Annotated in this window: 13 protein-coding genes and 1 pseudogene; 4 read left to right on the plus strand and 10 right to left on the minus strand. The window is 71.2% G+C overall.

The window, feature by feature from the left end:
* Entirely contained in the window at positions 1–1245 is a 1245-nt protein-coding gene (locus ID574_RS18205) for an amino acid ABC transporter substrate-binding protein (protein ID WP_188190062.1), read from the minus strand.
* Between the two features lie 144 nt (positions 1246–1389).
* Here ID574_RS18205 and ID574_RS18210 point away from each other — a divergent pair, with 144 nt between their 5' ends.
* Positions 1390–2343: a substrate-binding domain-containing protein gene (locus tag ID574_RS18210; RefSeq protein ID WP_188190063.1), complete on the plus strand. Its 954-nt coding sequence runs from the start codon at positions 1390–1392 to the stop codon at positions 2341–2343.
* Positions 2340–3452 carry a LacI family DNA-binding transcriptional regulator gene (locus ID574_RS18215; RefSeq protein ID WP_188190064.1) on the plus strand — a complete coding sequence of 371 codons (1113 nt, stop codon included), beginning with the start codon at positions 2340–2342 and terminating at the stop codon, positions 3450–3452. Before ID574_RS18210 ends, ID574_RS18215 begins: the two co-directional genes overlap by 4 nt.
* 125 nt (positions 3453–3577) lie before the next feature.
* Here the strand turns inward: ID574_RS18215 and ID574_RS18220 are convergent, their stop codons facing one another.
* From ID574_RS18220 to ID574_RS18230, 3 genes are all read right to left on the minus strand, one after another.
* A complete protein-coding gene (locus ID574_RS18220) occupies positions 3578–4915 on the minus strand; it encodes a glycoside hydrolase family 30 protein (protein ID WP_188190065.1) in 1338 nt (445 codons plus the stop codon).
* A gap of 136 nt (positions 4916–5051) precedes the next feature.
* Positions 5052–5645, minus strand: coding sequence for an SRPBCC family protein (locus ID574_RS18225; RefSeq protein ID WP_188190066.1), 594 nt, complete (start codon positions 5643–5645; stop codon positions 5052–5054).
* A gap of 166 nt (positions 5646–5811) precedes the next feature.
* Positions 5812–6456 (minus strand): hypothetical protein, encoded by a 645-nt coding sequence (locus ID574_RS18230; RefSeq protein WP_188190067.1) that lies wholly within the window; start codon positions 6454–6456, stop codon positions 5812–5814.
* A gap of 312 nt (positions 6457–6768) precedes the next feature.
* On the opposite strand from ID574_RS18230, the gene ID574_RS18235 reads away from it, so the two are divergent.
* The gene (locus ID574_RS18235) at positions 6769–8463 is read left to right on the plus strand and encodes a hypothetical protein (RefSeq protein WP_188190068.1); all 1695 of its coding nucleotides are present in this window, start codon (positions 6769–6771) and stop codon (positions 8461–8463) included.
* Positions 8464–8473: 10 nt separating this feature from the next.
* On the opposite strand, the gene ID574_RS18240 is transcribed toward ID574_RS18235, so the two are convergent.
* Both ID574_RS18240 and ID574_RS18245 read right to left on the minus strand, forming a co-directional pair.
* Complete coding sequence (locus tag ID574_RS18240; RefSeq protein WP_223166815.1) at positions 8474–9733, minus strand: lamin tail domain-containing protein; 1260 nt, start codon at positions 9731–9733, stop codon at positions 8474–8476.
* Positions 9734–9803: 70 nt separating this feature from the next.
* Positions 9804–10457, minus strand: coding sequence for a GOLPH3/VPS74 family protein (locus tag ID574_RS18245; RefSeq protein ID WP_188190069.1), 654 nt, complete (start codon positions 10455–10457; stop codon positions 9804–9806).
* Between the two features lie 121 nt (positions 10458–10578).
* Between ID574_RS18245 and ID574_RS18250 the strand changes: the two are divergent.
* A pseudogene (locus ID574_RS18250) lies at positions 10579–11090 on the plus strand (GOLPH3/VPS74 family protein).
* Positions 11091–11128: 38 nt separating this feature from the next.
* On the opposite strand, the gene ID574_RS18260 reads toward ID574_RS18250, so the two are convergent.
* The 4 genes from ID574_RS18260 to ID574_RS18275 all read right to left on the minus strand — a co-directional run bounded on the left by ID574_RS18260 (position 11129) and on the right by ID574_RS18275 (position 15354).
* Positions 11129–11863: a TetR/AcrR family transcriptional regulator gene (locus ID574_RS18260; RefSeq protein ID WP_188190071.1), complete on the minus strand. Its 735-nt coding sequence runs from the start codon at positions 11861–11863 to the stop codon at positions 11129–11131.
* A gap of 63 nt (positions 11864–11926) precedes the next feature.
* A complete protein-coding gene (locus tag ID574_RS18265; RefSeq protein ID WP_188190072.1) occupies positions 11927–13027 on the minus strand; it encodes a 5-methyltetrahydropteroyltriglutamate--homocysteine S-methyltransferase in 1101 nt (366 codons plus the stop codon).
* Positions 13028–13033: 6 nt separating this feature from the next.
* Entirely contained in the window at positions 13034–14512 is a 1479-nt protein-coding gene (locus tag ID574_RS18270) for an acyl-CoA synthetase (RefSeq protein ID WP_188190073.1), read from the minus strand.
* Between the two features lie 44 nt (positions 14513–14556).
* Positions 14557–15354, minus strand: a complete 798-nt coding sequence (locus ID574_RS18275) for a PaaX family transcriptional regulator (RefSeq protein ID WP_223166816.1) — start codon at positions 15352–15354, stop codon at positions 14557–14559.
* Positions 15355–15412: the final 58 nt, after the last annotated feature.

The raw sequence follows: 15412 nt of genomic DNA on the forward strand, positions 1-15412 counted from the left end.
TCACTTCCAGCCGGGTTTGGGGTTCACCACGGTCTTCGATGTGGCCAGCTCGGGCGGGCCGACCACCTCGACCTTGCCGCCCTGCCACTGGGCCAGCAGGAAGCTGCCCTTCGGCTCGCCGTTCTCCTTCCAGCTCAGCGGGCCGAGCAGGGTCTGGACGGTGTTGGCGTGCAGCCAGTCCTTGATCTTGTCCTGGTCGATCGCGCCGACCGCCTCGACCGCGGCCTGGAGCACCTGCGCGGCGGCGAAGGCGTCGGCGGCGTCCTCGGCGGGCGCCGCATTGTGCGCCTTGCGGTACGCGGCCACGAACTCGGCGTTGAGCGGCGTGGTGGCCTTCTCGTTCCAGCTCACCGTGTAGAAGACGCCCTCGGTGTTGGCCAGGCCGACGCCGTCGCTGTACTGGCTGGAGTTGCTGGGCGCGGAGGTCTGGAAGAGCATCTTCGGCGAGAAGCCGAGCTGTTTGAGCGAGCGCACCATCCCGACGCCGTCCTCGAACACCGCGCCCTGCGCGACCAGGTCGGGCTTCCTGCTGGCCAGGGTGCTGGCGACGCTCTGGAAGTTGGTGGTGTCGGCCGGGTAGACCTCGCTGTAGACGGTCTTCACGCCCAGCGCCTCGAGTTGGGTCTGCATCGACTTGATGACCGGCAGCGCGAACGGGTCGTCCTGGCTCGGGTAGGCGGCGGTCTTGGGCCGCTCGGCCTCCGGCAGCGACTTGATGTAGTTCACGAACACGTCCGCCTGGCGGGGCGCGGTTGCGGGCTGGGCGAAGAACAGGTATTTGAAGCCGCGCGAGAACATGTCCGGCGCGCCGCCCGCCGGCTCCACGAACACCATGCGGTTCTTCTCCGCCACGGCGGAGGCGGGGTAGTTCAGCAGCGAGGAGAACGTGCCGAGCAGCAGGTCAACCTTGTCCTGCGTGATCAGCTTGGTGTAGTCGGCGACCACGGTGTCCTGGTTGCTCGCGTCATCGACGATCTTGAGCTGGACCTGGCGGCCCAGGACGCCCCCCTTGGCGTTCACCATGTCGCGCCAGATCTCGTAACCGCGCTTGGCCTCGCTGCCCGGCTGGGCGAAGTCCCCGGTGAGCGGCAGCGAGATGCCGATCACGATGGGCTTGTCCACCTCGCTCGCCCGTGTCTCGGACGGGCGTTGCCCGCAGGCCGTCAGGGCCAGGGCGGCCGCGACGGCGACGGTCAGGGTCAGGCGGGATCGGCGTGCGGGTGATCTGGGGGGTTGTGCGGTCATGAGCCCTCCTTCGACGAGCCTCTTAGCCGCGCGCGTACTCGTTTCCCGCAAACGATTGCGTTGGCTAGGAGCCTCCGTTTGAATGCAGGTACTGTCAAGGGGATCGCTGTGTGGATGCAAACGAGTGCAGAGCGGAGGGGGACGGTGACCGGACACACGGACGCGGCCCGGCGCCTGGTGGTGGGCGCGTTCAGCCCGTCGGTGCTGCTGCGGACCGCCCGCCGTCTCGGGCTGCTGCGCGGGGACGTCGCCGAGGAGCCGGTGGCCTCCTCCCCCGCCCAGTTCCGGGCGCTGCTCGACGGCGCCCTCGACGCCGCGCTGACCAGCCCCGACAATGTGATCGCCCATCGGCCCGCGGGCGACGTGCGGATCGTGTCGGCCGTGGACCGCGACCTCGGCCTCGCTTTGTACGCCCGCCCCGGCCTCACCTCGCCGGAGGAGCTGAAGGGCGAGCTGATCGGCGTGGACGTCCCCTTCTCCGGCTTCGCCTTCGCCCTGTACGCGATCCTCGACTCCCTCGGCCTTCGCCCGCCGCGCCTCCCGGAGCAGGCTCCCCGAGAGACGCCCTCGGCGGCCGTCGACCGGCTCATCGGCGGAGAGGCGTCCGGTGGCGGCGACTACCGGCTCGTCGCCCTCGGCTCCACGCCCCGCCGCCTGTCGGCGCTGCTCGCCGGCCGATGCGCCGCCACCATGCTCAACGCGGGCTCCGACCTGCGTGCCGAGCAGGCGGGAGCGGTCCGCGTCGCCGGGCTCACCGACGTGTGCCGCCCGTACCTCGGGACGGTCCTGTGCGCCGTGGGCGCGAACCCCGGCGCGCGGGCCCTCGCCGCCGCGCTCCAGGAGGCCGCGGCCGCGATCCTGCGGGGCGAGGCGGACGGCGTCGTCGTCGAGGAGGCGGCCACGGCGCTGCGGCTCCCGCCCGCCGCCGCCACGCGCTACCTTCAGCGCTTGAAAGACCCGGACGAAGGCCTGGTGGCCGACGGCCGCGCGGACGTGGAGTCCCTCTCCACGGTCCTCGCCCTGAGACGCCGCTACGGCACGGCCCACGACGGGGACGTCAATGACCTGCTCGACCGAGGAGAAGACGGCGGCCGATGACCAACCCCACCCCGTCGCCGGTTCCCACCCTCCGGGACGTCGCGCAGGCCGCCGGCGTCCACACCGCGACGGCCTCCCGCGCGCTCAACCCGAAGACCCGCCAGCAGATCAGCGCCGAGACCGCCCGCCGCGTCATGCGCGCGGCGCAGGCGCTCGGCTACCAGCCCAACTCGGTCGCCCGCAGCCTCAAGACCTCCCGGTCCGCCACCGTGGGCCTGGTCATTCCCGACCTCACCAACCCGCTCTTCCCGCCCATCGTCCGCGGCGTGGAGAGCGTGCTGGAGTCCGACGGCTACAACGTGTGGATCGTCAACACCGACAACGACGAGGAACGCGAGCGCGCCAAGATCGAGTCACTCCGGTCCCGCCAGGTCGAGGGCCTCATCGTCGCCACCGCGCGCCTCGACCACCCCCTGCTCCGGCAGCTCCACGAGCAGGGCGTCGCCATGGTCCTGATCAACCGCCAGGTGCCGGACCTGCCGATCCCGGCCGTGACCGGGGACGACGCCACCGGCGTGGCCGCCGCCGTAGGCCATCTGGCCGAGCTCGGCCACACCAGGATCGCCCACCTGTCCGGGCCGCTCGGCACGTCCACGGGGCGGGTGCGAGCGCAGGCGTTCCGGCATGCCGTACGCGACCACGGGCTGGCCGACGACCCGGCGCTCGTGATCGAGTGCGCGCGCTGGAGCGAGGAGGACGGGGCCGCCGCCCTGCGCGAGCTCCTGGCCCGCACCACCGGGTTCACGGCCGTCGTGGCCGGCAACGACCTCATCGCGCTCGGCTGCTACGACGTCTTCGCCGAGAGCGGGCTGTCCTGCCCCGGCGACATCAGCGTCATCGGCTTCAACGACATGCCGTTCCTCGACAAGCTCCGCCCGCCACTGACGACGGTGGCGGTGCCCCACCACGAGCTGGGCGCCGAGGCCGCCCGCATGCTGCTGGACCGCATCGACGACCCCGGCCGTCCGGCCCGCTCCGTCCTGCTCCCGGTCACCCTGGTCGTCCGCGGCTCCACCGCGCCGCCGCCCGGCCATCACCACGAGGCAGCGGATGCGACCGCATCGCCACCCCCGGCTCATCCCGGCAACGCGACGGCACCCTCGACGTGACCACCACAAAAGCCACAGGGGAGGTCAGAGGGCGCAGCAGAGGTGATCGAGCACGGGAGGCCCCGCAGGCGGTGACCGGGGAGCGGTGAGAGCCCGGGGCACCCGCGCCGGGCTCTCACCGCTGATCAGCGAACCACGATGGTGGTGAGCGTCCGCGGCTGGAGCGTCACCGTGCGGCCGGCCACGGGGGACGGCGTGAGTGAGTTGTCGGTGTTCGTCACGTAGGCGGTCGCTCTGCCGTGCACGCCCTTCCACGTGACCGGCGCGGTGCCCGTGTTGAGCGCCACGACCACCCGCGACCCGTCGGGGTTGCGGAACGCCGAGACCTTCAGCGCCGGATCCGCCGCCGAGGCCTCCAGCCGGACCGCACCCGGCCGGATGAACCTGCTGTACGCCGCCATCGCCCACAGCCGCTTCGACACGCTGTACGTCTTCGCCGTGTCGTCGATCTGCATGAACGCCCTGGTCGAGCCGCGCGAGGCGCCCAGCCAGTAGACGTAGGCGCTGACGTTGCCCAGCGTGAGCGCGTCGTGGATGGCCTTGGCGATCGTGATGCCGTCGTAGCCGCTGCCGTCGTCCCAGGCCGTGTTCCACGTGTTGCCGTTGGGGTTCCACTCCGACATCCAGGACTTCCTGTTCGTCGGCAGCGGGCCGTCCACGGGGCTGGCGTACGTGTGGCCCGTGTGGGTCTTCACCCAGCGGCGGGCCTCGGGGTCGGCCTCGATGGCGGCCGTGTACGCCTTCTGCTGGCTCCAGCCGAACGAGTCGCAGCACACCAGCTTCACGCCCGCCCGCGTGGCGATCGGCCCGATCACCTTGACGAACTGGGCGGCCTGCTCGGGGGTGAAGCGCATGGAGGCGTACGTGGCCGTCCAGTCGGGCTCGTTCGTGAACCCGAGATCGGTGATCTTGATGCCTTCCTTGGCGTAGAACTTCGTGTACGCCACCAGGTACTCGGCGTAGGCGCGCTGCCACTCGGGCAGGAGTTGCCCGCCGTTCTTGTCGTCGCCGTTGTCCTTCATGTAGCCGGGCGCGCTCCAGGCGTCGGCGAAGAAGCGCTTCACGCCGTACGCCTTCGCCTCCTTGGCCACCCAGACCTGGCTGTTGTCGTCGCCGTCCCACACGTACTTGGGCGGCGCGTCGGGGCCGCCGGGGTTCTCCGGCTGGATCGACACCATGTGGTCGTACGGGCTGCCCGCCGGGGAAGAGCCGATGCCGAGGCGCAGGATGCTCATCCCGGCCCCCTTCTGCCGGTCGAACCACAGGTCGAGGATCTCCCGCTGCTGGGTCTCCGACAGCGCCTTGAGCAGCTCGTTGCGCCGGAACGCCTGGGAGATGCCGAAACCGTCGATCTCTTGGTGCCTGACGCGCTCGTTCACGGTGATGGCCGGTGGGTCCGCGGGCTGCGCCGGATTCACCGCCGGGAGTCCCAGCAGGCTGATCGCGACAACTGCTCGTAACATGGCGCCTCCGAAAGTTTTCGGAAATATGACGATATGTTTCGCCGTTGGCCGGAACCGTAAAGCCCGGAAAGGTCTCCCGTCAACACCATGAGGCGCCGTCCCGCACGGGGCGGGACGGCGCCTCATGGTTCCGAGGTCAGCTCGCGGACTCGGCGCGCGACTTGACGGTCAGCATCCGGCTGCGCATCGCCACGAAATCGGACACGTCCATCCGGGCGAGGTAGGCGGTGCCGCGCAGGCCGGGCTCGGCGCGGATCCGTACACGGAACACCATCCTGGTCTTGCCGTCCGCCACCTCGCGCAGGGCGATGGAGCAGGTGGTGGCGGCGTCCGGGCCGCGGTGGGCCAGCACGAGCGTGTGCGGCGGATCGACCTGCTCCACGACGTACCCTGAGCCGTCGGGGGCGGAATGCACCGTGTCGCCCACCTTCAGCCCCTCCTGCTCGGCCGCGGGCGCCGCCGGTGCGGAAGAGGCGGCGCCGGGCGCGTAGCCGCCCAGCCGGACCAGCCAGGGCCAGACCGCCGCCGGCGGGGCGTCGACGGTGACCGCGCGGGTCGCCTTGTACTGCGGGTTGCGGACGACGTCGTCACCGGCCATCTCACCGTAGACCTCGGCGTCCTCGGCGCCCCAGCGCAGATGCCACGGGCGCACGGCGAGCAGGTAGCCCGCCGCCGCCCCCGCCGCGAGCCTGAACATCGAGCGGGGCATGAACCGCGGTAAGAACAACATCGCGTACTCCTTCGCATCGTTGATCGGTCGGGACAGCCAGTCTCCGACGTTACGCCGGGCTTGGATAGGGGGCAGGGAGATGCGGGGAGCCGGAATTCGCGGTGCAGGCACCACTAGTTGCCGTATTGTAAAGAATCTTTCACATATGCAGTAAATGTACAGTCCGTTAAATCTGGGCGGACTTCCAGGCGGTGAGGTCGTGGGTTTCCGCGATGGGCTCCCACGCCTTCGCGAAACGGGCCTTCGCTTTCCTGGCGTCCTTCGACCTGTCCACACCTCGCTGGAAGTCGCGGTCCTCGTTCACCGGACCTTCGCAATCGCCGGCGACGTGGCGGCGGGCCCAGGACAGGAACGCGGCGTCGGCGTCGAACGCGGCGTCGAGCGCGTCCACCAGTGCCTTCTTCACCTTCTCCCCGTCGGGCAGCGCGTCGACCTCGAGGCCCCGGGCGGAGGCGAGCTGGTCGCGGCGGCTCGCGGTGACCCCCTCGATCTCGGCCAGCCCGCGCCGCTCGCACTTGCTCGCCCGCTCGATGGCGGCCGAGAGGTCGGCGCGGGTGGCGCTGCTGCTGGCCAGCAGCTCGTTCATCCGCCGGGCCTGCTCGGCGGCCAGCTCGGGCGAGGGCGTCTCGCCGGTGTCGGTGGCCGCCGGCGGCTCTTCGCCGGTGCCGCCCGCCTCCGCCTCCGGCGCGCCGTAGGCCAGGACGGGCGCCTCCCCCGCGGCGGCGCCCCCGTCGGGGACCGAAGCGCGGCCCGCCACGAGCCACCAGGTCATGCCGAGCACGAGGGTCGCGGCCACCACGCCGATCAGCAACGCCGGCCACCCCCGGCTCGGCTCGCGGTGCGGTTCCTCCGGTGCCCAGTCCTCTGCCGGCGATTGCGGCTGTTCGACGAGCGGGGCGCGACAGCGCGGGCACTGGCGGAGGCCACCGACGTGGGAACCGCACCGCCCGCACAGGCGGCCGGAGACCGTCACGTGCACCATTGCACCTCACACGGAATATCCGCACAAAATTTGGCAGGACGAGACTATTTGATAACGACGCTTTCTTGAAGTATTGACGACCCCTAAGATCGCCCGCACGTGAAATCGATGAGAGAGGGCGTGGTCGTCATAAACCCTCAGATGAGCAACGTGACGCGATACCTGTGCGCCGCGGCCTACCTCGACAGCGGGTTCCGCGATCGGGTGCTGGGCGAGCTGGTGTTAGACCCGTACCGTGCGGTCCCTCCCTCCTACGGCGGGTTCGACCTCATGCCGGTGCTTCACCACTGCCGGCGCTCGCGCACGATGCTCGTGGTCCGCGACGCGTTGATCACCGCGCTCTTCGCCCTCGGCCTGCTGATCGCTCCCATGAGCACGTTCGCCTGGGTGTTCACGCTCGTGCCCTTCGCGCTGCTCACCGTGCGCGCTGTCCGGCGCGGGCCGCTGTTCCTGCGTCTGCTGATCTGGCTGTGGGCGGCCTACGCCGTGGCGACGCTGTTCTTCACGGTCGTGCTCAGCCAGGTGGTCGCCGTGGCGGCCGCCTTGTTCACGGAGCGGTCCCCGTACGAGGACCTGTACGCGTTGCCGCCGGGCCCGGCCGGCGTCGTGGGCGGCTCCTCCCTGGCCCAGACGCTCTTCGTCCCGGTCGTCACGCTCGGCGTGGCGGTCGTCTACCGCATCGCGATCTACCTGACCCTCGCCGGCTCGCTCCGGCCGGGCGCGCCCGACCCGATCGACAAGGACAGCCAGCCCAAGATCGGCCGCAGGCTCGACTACGTCCGCCGCGCCCAGTGGGGCAACATCACCATGTACGCCGGCGAGGACGCGTTCATGGGCGCCGGCTCCATCGAGCGGAGCTGGTCGATCGCCGTCGAGCTGGACCGGGCACGCGGCCCCCGGGGCGGCCGGCGGCAGGACCGTCCGATCGACATCGACCCGGTCGAACTGCACGCCTTCGTCCGCGACCGGCTGGTGGAGATGCGCGACCGCGTGCTGCGCCCGAACGAGGGCATCCAGCGGCTCGACCTCGGCGACCACGTGGTGACGCGCGGGATCTTCCCGGTCGCCGACTGGCACCGCGAGCGGATTCCCGTGGCGCATCCGCTGATCGGCGAGGACGGCCTGCCGAGGTTCCAGGCCACCCCCGAGGAGATCGCCGCCGTCATCCGCCACCCGCAGGGCGGCGTGCGTTACTACCAGCGCGTGACCATCAACGACGCCGGCCAGGAGATCCGCGACGTCCACGGCGACCTCGTCGCGCCCGCGGCCGACCAGCAGGCGCTGACGTCGGCGTTCATCTACTTGGCGGTCGAGGGGCGGATGCTCTGCACGCAGTTCGTGGTGACCGTGCTGCCGCCGGTGTCCAGGCCGTACCAGGTGGTGGACCGCCTGCCCACCATGACCGGCGGGCGGATCGCGTGGGAGGCGATCACGGCGCAGCGGCTGCGGCTGCTGCGCGACGTGCTGGCCGCCCCGGTGCGGGTCGCCCGCGTGATCGCGCAGGCCGTACGGCAGAACGTGACGCCGCCCGACCCGCGCGAGCACCTCGTCCATCCGTACGGTGCCCGCTTCAGCGTCCGGGAGCTCGGCGCGAGCGAGGACCTGCACACTCACGTCCAGGTCCTCGACGCGGCCAAGTACACCCGGATGATCGAGCAGCGGCTGACCGACGCCGTCCTGGACTTCCTGGAGGAGCGGGGCGTGGAGACCGGCGCCTACCGGCTGCAGGCGGCCAGCCTCACCATGAACTCCGTCTCCGTGGGCGGGGGCGGCACGGTGAGCGCCCCGCTCGCCTTCGGCCAGCGTGCCTCGGCCATCGTCAACGCCGGGGCATGAGAGGGGAGTCTCAGCGGACGAAGCAGATGGTGCGGCCCGCGCGGACGTGCTCGCCCTTGTAGGTGACCTGGTCGATGGTGTTCCCGCCGGGATCGACGAGGACGATGCCGTCGCCCTGGTTGCCGAGCCGCAGGGCGCCGTCGAGCGTCACGCGCAGCGTGGCGCCACCGGCGACGGCGCCGCTCAGCTCCTTGCGGCCGCCGCCGGCGTCCGACAGCCACCAGCCCGCCAGGTCGACCTGGTCCGGCGTGACGTTGAGCAGGGTGACGGTCTCGGCGCCGAGGTCGGCCCCCGCCGGGTCCGGCAGGGCGGCCACGATCAGCAGGTCGCCGGAGGCGAGGAGCGGCGGCTTGACGGTCGAGCCGGGCGGCGCGGGATCCGGGTTGATGATGAACCGCTCCGGCCACACCGTCAGCTGGATCTGCTGCCCGGAGGCCCGTACGACGTCGTGCAGGTTGCCCCGTTCGAGCTTGTCGATCAGGAACAGCTGGTCGTCGCGGTGCACCGGGTCGGCCCGCAGCCAGGCGTCGAAGCCGTCGAAGTCCGGGAAGCCCTCCGCGAGATACGGCACGATGCGCCGGAACAGCTTCGGCCACATCACCAGCTGCTCGAGCGCGGCCAGGTCCGGGACGGTGGCAGGACCGTCGGGGTCGGCGGCCGAACGCGGCCAGATGCCGGTGGCCTCGGCCTTCTCCCTGGCCGCCGCCGACACCTCGGCCAGGTGCGTCCGCAGCTCGGCGGGCAGCGTGGCGTAGAAGGCGGGGTAGACCAGCCCGGCGGCGAGCAGGGCGGCGTTCACTGAGCCGTCGGCCAGCGGACCGTCCAGGAACACGCTGGAGCCGTCGGCGGCCGGGTGGTCGCCCGCGTAGGCGAACGCGATCAGCCGCCCGTTGGCGTCGATGCCGTTGGTGAGGACGTGGCCGCGGACCGAATCCTGGTCGGCGGAGCGGACCTGGTTCGGCAGGTCGTCCCAGAAGACCACGTTCGTGAAGCCGAGCAGGCGCAGCAGCTCGTCCCGCGCCGCCAGGGCGCCGAGCGGCTCCTGGTGGGTCTCGGAGAAATGGGTCTCCAGCGCGTCTATGGCCTCCAGGCGTACGGAGACGCCGCGGCGGTTGATGTTCGGCGGCCGGCCCGAGTGCCGCGGCAGGGCCTCGACCAGCGCTGGAGAGTCGGGCAGGAACTTGACGGTGTCGCCGTCGGGCTCGGGTCCCTGGCGCGGGAGGTCCGGATACCGGATGACGAACGTGCCGCGTAACAGCGTGTAGCTCATGGATTCCCCCCATGTATTGGCCAGCGGAGCGTAACGCGCGTATGGGGCATCGTCCACATATCACGACATATCAGCGACTGATGGGGATGGCGGGTTTCGTGACCAGCGTCTCGACGACGCCGACCACCTGGGTGATCTCCCGGGAGCCGGTGTCGGCGATCTCGCGCAGGCGGGCGACGAGCCGGCTCCGGGGCTGGTCGAGGCAGAGCTCCTCCTCCAACCGGAGCACGGCCATGAGCCCGCACATCGCGGCGCACCGCGTGTCCGGAGGCCTCCATCCCTCGACCACGGTACGCACCCCCGCGGAGGCGCGCAGGACCGGCGCGATCGCGGCCGGCCGGTAGCGGCTGTACGGCAGCAGGCCCATCCTGCGCTCGACGATCCGGACCATCACCCCGGCGGAGACCAGGGCGTCCCTGGTGAGATCGCAGGCGTCCGCCGCCGCCTGCCTGATCGGGAACCTGACGTCGCCGCCTGGGGCGGCGGCGACGAGCGCGAGGAGATGGTCGGCCACGGCGTCGCCGGTGCGCCCGGCCGGGCCGGAGAGCGCCACCCGGCCCCGGGCGATCACGACGCGGTCGTCCAGGGCCAGCTCCAGCAGCGCGGCCGCGGCCAGCCCGAGCGCCATCGACCAGCGAGGGATCAAGGGCCTGCCGGACTGGCCGTGGGCGATGAGGTAGAGGTCGTGGTGGAGCGGCAGGGGGTTCGTCGGCGTGGGGGGCAACTCCCGGTTCACCCCTTTTGGAACGGTTCGATTCGGTGATCCTTCCGTAACGCGAGGCCGCCTCGCAAGATCCCCGGCGCACATTCGCCCCGCGATTCCTCCGGTGCGCCAGCAAGGGGGCATGGACCTGCTCCTGGCAGAAGAACTCCTCCTGCTCGCCTACAGGCCCAAGGGCTCACCTCTCGTCGAACTGGAGAGCCTCGACTACCTGCTCAGCGCGGCCGTCCTGGCTGAGCTGGCCGTCCGCGGCAGGCTCGAGCTCCGGGACGGCCGCCTCCAGGTGATCGACCCCGCGCCTGTGGGGGACGACGAACTCGACCGGCCCCTCGGCCGGCTGACCGCGACGGAGCCGGCGCCGGAGTTCGGCGACTACTGGAACTCCATGTACACACCCGACCGGCGGGCGCGGTTGCTGCGGCGGCTGGCCGACAGGGGCGCGATCACCACGAGCGGCGCAGCCTTCTGAAGCTGATCAAGTACGACGAGTTCCCCGAGGCGGATCCCGGCCCGCGGGCGGCCGTTCGCGAACGGATCCGGGAGGCGCTGAGCGGGGGCGAGCCCGACGCGCGCACGGTGGCGCTGATCTCACTGGGACACGCGGGCAAGGTCGCACGCGGAGAGGCCGCCATCTGAGCACCGCCGACCGGCGACCGCGGCCGTACCGTTCGGGGTCAGGGGAGGGTGCGGAGGCGGGATTCGAGCCCGTCGAGGATGCGCTGGAGGCCGTAGTCGAAGGCGTCGTCGTTCTCGTCGGCCAGGGCGCTCGCGCGCTGCTCGGCATAGCGGGCCCGCAGCCGCGGGAAGTCCTGGACGGCTCGCTCGGCGGCCGGCCACAGCCGCTCGGCCCATTCCTGCGGGCTCTGCCCGCTGCGGGCCACCATGGACAGCCACGCCGCCTCGGTGGTGGAGACCCCCAGCACGTAAGCGGTCACCGCGTTCTCCGCCCGGTCGGCCTCCTTCAGCGGGAAGCCGGCGCCCTCGAACAGGCCTAGCAGGTATTCCGATCGCCGCAGCACGTTGGGCCCGAGGTAGGCCAGCCCCGCCTCGCCGAGCTTGGTGGCGACCCACGGGTGGCGCAGAATGGTCGCGCGGAGCTCGTGCGCGATCTTGGTGACGGCGGCCCGCCAGTCGGCCGGATCGCCGATCTCGGGCAGGGGCAGCTCGCCGTAGACCTCGTCCACGGCGAGCTCGAACAGCTCGTCCTTGTTGGCGACGTGCCGGTAGAGCGAGGTGGCGCCCGCGCCGAGCCTGCTGCCGAGGCGGCGCATGCTCAGCGCGTCGAGGCCCTCCTCGTCGAGCAGCCGCACGGCCTCGGCCACGATGTGCCCCCTGCTCAGGACCGGTTGCTCCCGCTCTTTGCGCGGGCGGGCCCACACCGACGGGATCGGCTGCTCATCTGCCGGCATGCCCACACCCTAGCGCACCGCGTACGCCGTTCCCGTTGCGGGCACGCCGTACGCACCGGGCGATCAGCCCCACACCTCCTGCGCGGTCTCGACGATCAGGCGGAGCTTGGCGAACTGCTGGTCGGCCGTGAGCTCGTTGCCCTCCACCGTGGAGGAGAACCCGCACTGCGGCGACAGGCACAGCTGGTCGAGGTCGACGAACTTCGCGGCCTCGTCGATGCGCCGCTTCAGCGTGTCCTTCGACTCCAGCTCGCCCCGCTTCGTCGTGACCAGCCCGAGCACCACCATCTTCCCCTTGGGCACGTACCGCAGCGGCTCGAAGCCGCCCGACCGCTCGTCGTCGTACTCCAGGAAGAACCCGTCCACCTTGAGCTCGGAGAACAGCGCCTCGGCGACGAAGTCGTAGCTGCCGGAGGCGGCCCAGGAGGAGCGGAAGTTGCCGCGGCACATGTGCGTGGTGATCGTCATCCCGGCGGGCTTGGCGGCGAGGGCGGCGTTGATCTGCTTGATGTAGCGCAGGTGCATGTGCTCGGCGTCGTCGCCCCGCGACTCCAGCTCGGCCCGCTGGGCGGGGTCGTTGAGGTAGGCGAGGCTGGTGTCGTCGAACTGCAGGTACGTGCACCCCAGCGCGCCGATCCTGCGCACCTGCTCGGCGTAGGCCGCGCTCAGGTCGCGCCAGAACTCCTCGACGTCCGGGTAGACCTTCGGGTCGATGGCGGCGGGCCCGCCCCGGTAGTGCACCATGCTGGGCGACGGAATCGTCAGCTTCGGCACCGCCGTGGTGACGGTGTCGCGCAGGAACATGAAGTCGTCGGCGAAGATCGGCTCGTTCAGCTTGATCCGGTCGTGCACCCGCAGCGCCGCAGGGGTGAACTCGATGTCGCCCTGCTGGTTGTGGAAGCGCACCGTGATGCGCTCGTCGGCGGCCGGGGCGACGCCGCCGAGCCGGTAGATGAAGTCCATGTGCCAGGAGGCCCGCCGGAACTCGCCGTCCGTCGCGCTCTGCAGGCCGATCTCCTCCTGCCTGCGCACCACCTCTCTGATGGCCTCGTCCTCGGCCTCCCGCAACTCGTCGCCGGCGAGGCTCTCGCGGGCGCGGAGCAGTGACTGCGGGCGCAGGAGGCTGCCGACGTGGTCGGCGCGGAAGGGCGGTGTGGTACGCATGGCGGATCAACTCCCGTAGAGCTTGCGGAGCGGAGACTTGAGCAGCTTGCCTGCCGCGTTCTTGGGCAGTTCAGGGACGAATTCCAGATATTTCGGGATCTTGAAGCGGGCCACCCGGCCCTCCAGATACTTCAGCAGTTCGTCGGCGTCGGCCGTCGCGCCCGGCCGCAGGATGACCAGGGCCTTGCCGACCTCCCCCCACCGGTCGTCGGGCACGCCGATCACCGCGCACTCGGCGACCGCCGGGTGACCGTACAGGACGCTCTCGACCTCGGCGGGGTAGATGTTCTCGCCGCCGGAGATGATCACGTCGTTGATCCGGTCGGAGATGCGCACGTAGCCGTCCTCGTCGGCGACGCCGACGTCGCCGGAGCGGAACCAGCCGTCGGGTGAGAGCACCTTCGCGGTCTCCTCGGGGCGCCGCCAGTAGCCGGGCATGACGTTGGGGCCATGGACGTAGACCTCGCCGGGCTCGCCGGGGCCGGCGTCCGCGCCCTCGGGCGTGACCAGGCGGACGTCGGAGAAGAAGCACGGCACACCGGCCGAGCCGGCCTTGTCGACCGAGTGCTCGGCCGCGAGGAAGAGGGCCCCGGGCGCGGTCTCGGTCATGCCGTACCCCTGCAGGAACGTCAGCCCGCGCTCCTGGTAGGTCCGGATCAGCGGCAGCGGCACCGGCGCTCCCCCACACAGCAGGTGGCGCAGGCTGGACAGGTCGGCGCCCGCCCAGCGCGGCGACCGGGCGAGGAAGCCGAACATCGACGGCACCCCGAACATCACCGTCACCCGCTCGCGCTCGATGAGGTCGAACGTCCGGTCCACGTCGAAGGACGGCTCCAAGATGGCCCGGCCGCCCTTGAGCACGGTCGGGACCAGCGTCTGGGCCAGGGCCGCGATGTGGAACAGCGGCGCGCTGATCAGCGTGACCTCGTCGTGCGCGAACGGCACGTCGACCAGCAGGTTGACGGCGTTCCACGTGAGGTTGGCGTGGGTGAGCATGGCGCCCTTGGGGCGTCCGGTGGTGCCCGAGGTGTACATGATCAGGCACACGTCGTCCTGGCTCACCGGCTCGTCGATCGGCTCGGGCGAGCCCGACGCGAGCAGGTCCTCGTAGGCGGCGGCCGGGACGTGGCGGCCGGGCAGCCCGTCGCCGTCGCGCCCCTCCCCCAGCAGCAGCACGGCCGCGTCGGCGTCCTCCAGGATGAAGCGCAGCTCGGGCGTGGCCAGCCGGGTGTTGAGCGGGACGAACACCGCCCCCAGCAGCCCGGCCGCGAAGAACGTCTCCACCAGCGCGGGGGAGTTCGGCCCGAGGAAGGCGACCCGGTCGCCGCGCCCCACGCCGAGGCCGCCCAGCGCGCGGGCCAGTCGATACGTCCGTTCCCGCAGGTCGCGATAGGTGAGGTCGCGGCCGCGGCAGCTCAGCGCTACCCGGTCGGGCGTCATGCGGGCCCGGCGGGCGGGCCACGACCCAAGCCCCTGGTTTCGCATCAGTGCTCCTTCAGGGCTCAAGTTAGGCCACTATGCGATTGCTGTCACCGTTCTGCCCAAGTTTCGTCGGGGACCGTGTCGAGAAGCCGCTCGACGATCGCCGCGGCCTCCGGCCTGAACCGCTCGTGCAGCGTGTGGCAGACCCGCTGGGCCTTCTCCGCCGGCCAGTCGTGCGGCAGGTAACGCAGCGGGAGCCGCGGGTCGGTCCGGATGATCTGCAGCCAGCCGGTGAGCAGCGTGAGCGAGCGGGCCAGGTCGTCGGGCGCGTCGGGCGCGGGATCGGCCCGGTCCCAGCGGCATAAGAACTCCTCGTAGCGCTTCTCCAGCCCGCCCAGGTCGTACGCGATCCGCACCAGCGCCTGCATGTCGGTGGGCCTCCGCGGCTCGGCGGAGAACACCTTGACCTCCACCCCGGGCACCCGCGGGGCCTCCACCTCGCCGGGGGCCATCCACAGCCCGTTCTGCAGCGGGCCGAACCCGGCCCAGATCAGCCGCGAGCGCAGCTCGTGCCGCTGCCGCTGCCACGATTCGGGCAGCGAGAAGCCGATCAGCGTCCACCGGTCCTCGTCGGCGTCGTTGACCACGCCGCTGTGCCAGATGCGGCGCTCGCCGTCCTTGAGCACCTCGGTGCTGGTCGGGGTGAGGCCGAAGTACATCCGCCGGCCCGAGCGCTGGCGGCGCAGCAGCCCGCGGCGGACCATCCTGGTCAGCGTCGAGCGCGTGGCCTCCTCCGAGATCCCGACCTTGGCGAAGGCCTCGATGAAGCTGGCCGAGGCGACGCAGATCCCGCGCCCGTACACGTGATCGCCGAGAAAGGTGAGCAGCACCGATTGCGGCCTCACGAATCTCCTCCCCCGGATGTTGGGCAAAGCATTGACAGCCGTAATGTACATGCCTACA

This window comes from Nonomuraea sp. SYSU D8015, assembly GCF_008065375.1.
Taxonomy (GTDB): Bacteria; Actinomycetota; Actinomycetes; order Streptosporangiales; family Streptosporangiaceae; genus Nonomuraea.

What these genes read in the sequence shown, in the direction of transcription:
- ID574_RS18235 (WP_188190068.1), top strand. Translation starts at nt 6,769, where the DNA reads ATGAGCAACGTGACGCGATACCTGTGCGCCGCGGCCTACCTCGACAGC.
- ID574_RS18270 (WP_188190073.1), bottom strand. Translation starts at nt 14,512, where the DNA reads ATGCGAAACCAGGGGCTTGGGTCGTGGCCCGCCCGCCGGGCCCGCATG.
- ID574_RS18225 (WP_188190066.1), bottom strand. Translation starts at nt 5,645, where the DNA reads ATGTTGTTCTTACCGCGGTTCATGCCCCGCTCGATGTTCAGGCTCGCG.
- ID574_RS18215 (WP_188190064.1), top strand. Translation starts at nt 2,340, where the DNA reads ATGACCAACCCCACCCCGTCGCCGGTTCCCACCCTCCGGGACGTCGCG.
- ID574_RS18260 (WP_188190071.1), bottom strand. Translation starts at nt 11,863, where the DNA reads ATGCCGGCAGATGAGCAGCCGATCCCGTCGGTGTGGGCCCGCCCGCGC.
- ID574_RS18220 (WP_188190065.1), bottom strand. Translation starts at nt 4,915, where the DNA reads ATGTTACGAGCAGTTGTCGCGATCAGCCTGCTGGGACTCCCGGCGGTG.
- ID574_RS18265 (WP_188190072.1), bottom strand. Translation starts at nt 13,027, where the DNA reads ATGCGTACCACACCGCCCTTCCGCGCCGACCACGTCGGCAGCCTCCTG.
- ID574_RS18240 (WP_223166815.1), bottom strand. Translation starts at nt 9,733, where the DNA reads ATGAGCTACACGCTGTTACGCGGCACGTTCGTCATCCGGTATCCGGAC.
- ID574_RS18205 (WP_188190062.1), bottom strand. Translation starts at nt 1,245, where the DNA reads ATGACCGCACAACCCCCCAGATCACCCGCACGCCGATCCCGCCTGACC.